Source organism: Lactobacillus taiwanensis DSM 21401 (assembly GCF_001436695.1).
In the GTDB taxonomy this organism is placed as follows: Bacteria; Bacillota; Bacilli; order Lactobacillales; family Lactobacillaceae; genus Lactobacillus; species Lactobacillus taiwanensis.
The window spans coordinates 2,105-4,903 of record NZ_AYZG01000050.1 but is presented as its reverse complement, the minus strand read 5'-3'; the positions used below and the strand labels follow the sequence as shown (position 1 = coordinate 4,903).

The following is a 2,799-nucleotide window of genomic DNA, read 5'->3' as shown; positions in this document are numbered from 1 at the left end:
AGTTTAAGTAACTCAGTAAGCATGAGTGAGAGCTTAAGCAACTCGGTATCAATGAGCGAAAGCTTAAGTAACTCAGTAAGCATGAGTGACAGCCTAAGTAACTCAGTGTCAATGAGTGAAAGTTTGAGTAACTCAGTATCGATGAGTGACAGCTTAAGTAACTCAGTGTCAATGAGTGAAAGCTTGAGCAACTCAGTAAGTATGAGTGAGAGCCTATCTAACTCTGTATCAATGAGTGAAAGCTTGAGTAACTCAGTATCGATGAGCGAAAGCTTAAGTAACTCAGTGTCAATGAGTGACAGCTTGAGCAACTCAGTAAGCATGAGCGAGAGCTTAAGCAACTCAGTGTCAATGAGTGACAGCTTATCTAACTCTGTATCAATGAGTGACAGCTTAAGTAACTCAGTGTCAATGAGTGAAAGCTTATCTAACTCAGTAAGTATGAGTGAAAGTTTAAGTAACTCAGTATCAATGAGTGAAAGTTTAAGTAACTCAGTATCAATGAGTGAAAGTTTAAGTAACTCAGTAAGCATGAGTGAGAGCTTGAGTAACTCAGTAAGCATGAGCGAGAGCTTGAGTAACTCAGTAAGCATGAGTGAAAGTTTAAGTAACTCAGTGTCAATGAGTGACAGCTTGAGCAACTCAGTAAGCATGAGCGAGAGCTTAAGTAACTCAGTAAGTATGAGTGAAAGCTTGAGTAACTCAGTAAGCATGAGTGAGAGCTTGAGTAACTCAGTAAGCATGAGTGAGAGTTTGAGCAACTCAGTAAGCATGAGCGAAAGTTTAAGCAACTCAGTAAGCATGAGCGAAAGTTTAAGTAACTCAATAAGCATGAGTGAAAGCTTGAGTAACTCAGTAAGCATGAGCGAAAGCTTAAGTAACTCGGTATCGATGAGCGAAAGTTTAAGTAACTCAGTAAGCATGAGTGAGAGCTTAAGCAACTCGGTATCAATGAGTGAGAGCTTGAGTAACTCAGTAAGCATGAGCGAGAGCTTAAGCAACTCAGTAAGTATGAGTGACAGCCTAAGCAACTCAGTAAGCATGAGTGAAAGCTTAAGTAACTCAGTAAGCATGAGTGATAGCCTATCTAACTCAGTAAGCATGAGCGAAAGTTTAAGTAACTCAGTAAGCATGAGCGACAGCTTAAGCAACTCGGTAAGCATGAGCGAAAGTTTGAGTAACTCAGTAAGCATGAGCGACAGCTTAAGTAACTCAGTAAGCATGAGTGACAGCTTAAGTAACTCAGTAAGTATGAGTGAAAGCCTAAGTAACTCAGTATCAATGAGCGAAAGTTTAAGCAACTCAGTAAGTATGAGTGAAAGCTTAAGTAACTCAGTAAGCATGAGCGACAGCTTAAGCAACTCGGTATCAATGAGTGAAAGTTTAAGTAACTCAGTATCAATGAGTGAAAGCTTATCTAACTCAGTAAGCATGAGTGAGAGTTTGAGCAACTCAGTAAGCATGAGCGAAAGCTTAAGTAACTCAGTAAGCATGAGCGAGAGCTTGAGCAACTCAGTAAGTATGAGTGAAAGTTTGAGTAACTCAGTAAGCATGAGTGAGAGCTTGAGTAACTCAGTAAGCATGAGCGAAAGCTTATCTAACTCAGTAAGCATGAGCGAGAGCTTGAGCAACTCAGTAAGTATGAGTGAAAGTTTGAGTAACTCAGTAAGCATGAGTGAGAGCTTGAGTAACTCAGTAAGCATGAGCGAAAGCTTATCTAACTCGGTATCAATGAGTGAGAGCTTGAGTAACTCAGTAAGTATGAGCGAGAGCTTATCTAACTCAGTAAGCATGAGTGACAGCTTGAGTAACTCAGTATCAATGAGCGATAGCTTATCTAACTCAGTAAGCATGAGCGACAGCTTAAGTAACTCAGTAAGTATGAGTGAAAGCCTAAGCAACTCAGTAAGCATGAGCGACAGCTTAAGTAACTCAGTAAGTATGAGTGAAAGCTTATCTAACTCAGTAAGTATGAGTGAGAGCTTGAGTAACTCAGTAAGCATGAGTGACAGCCTAAGCAACTCAGTAAGCATGAGCGACAGCTTATCTAACTCAGTAAGCATGAGCGACAGCTTATCTAACTCAGTAAGTATGAGTGACAGCTTAAGTAACTCAGTAAGCATGAGCGACAGCTTAAGTAACTCAGTAAGCATGAGCGAGAGCTTAAGTAACTCAGTAAGCATGAGTGAAAGCTTAAGTAACTCAGTAAGCATGAGCGACAGCTTAAGTAACTCAGTAAGCATGAGCGAAAGTTTAAGTAACTCAGTAAGCATGAGTGACAGCTTAAGCAACTCAGTAAGCATGAGTGACAGCTTATCTAACTCAGTAAGCATGAGCGACAGCTTAAGTAACTCGGTATCGATGAGCGAAAGTTTAAGCAACTCAGTAAGCATGAGTGACAGCTTAAGCAACTCAGTAAGCATGAGTGAGAGTTTAAGCAACTCAGTAAGCATGAGTGAAAGCTTAAGTAACTCAGTAAGCATGAGCGAGAGCTTGAGCAACTCAGTAAGTATGAGTGAAAGTTTGAGTAACTCAGTAAGCATGAGTGAGAGCTTGAGTAACTCAGTAAGCATGAGCGAAAGCTTATCTAACTCGGTATCAATGAGTGAGAGCTTGAGTAACTCAGTAAGTATGAGCGAGAGCTTATCTAACTCAGTAAGCATGAGTGACAGCTTAAGTAACTCCGTATCGGTGAGCGATAGCTTATCTAACTCAGTAAGTATGAGTGATAGCTTAAGTAACTCAGTAAGCATGAGTGACAGCTTAAGCAACGCGGTATCAATGAGCGAAAGCTTAAGT

At 40.5% G+C, this 2,799-nt stretch carries 1 protein-coding gene; it reads right to left on the bottom strand.

Annotation, left to right across the window (positions count from 1 at the left end):
• Window positions 1-2,799 (bottom strand): NEL-type E3 ubiquitin ligase domain-containing protein (locus FD18_RS06220; RefSeq protein WP_200953889.1); only part of this gene is annotated, 2,799 nt, incomplete at both ends.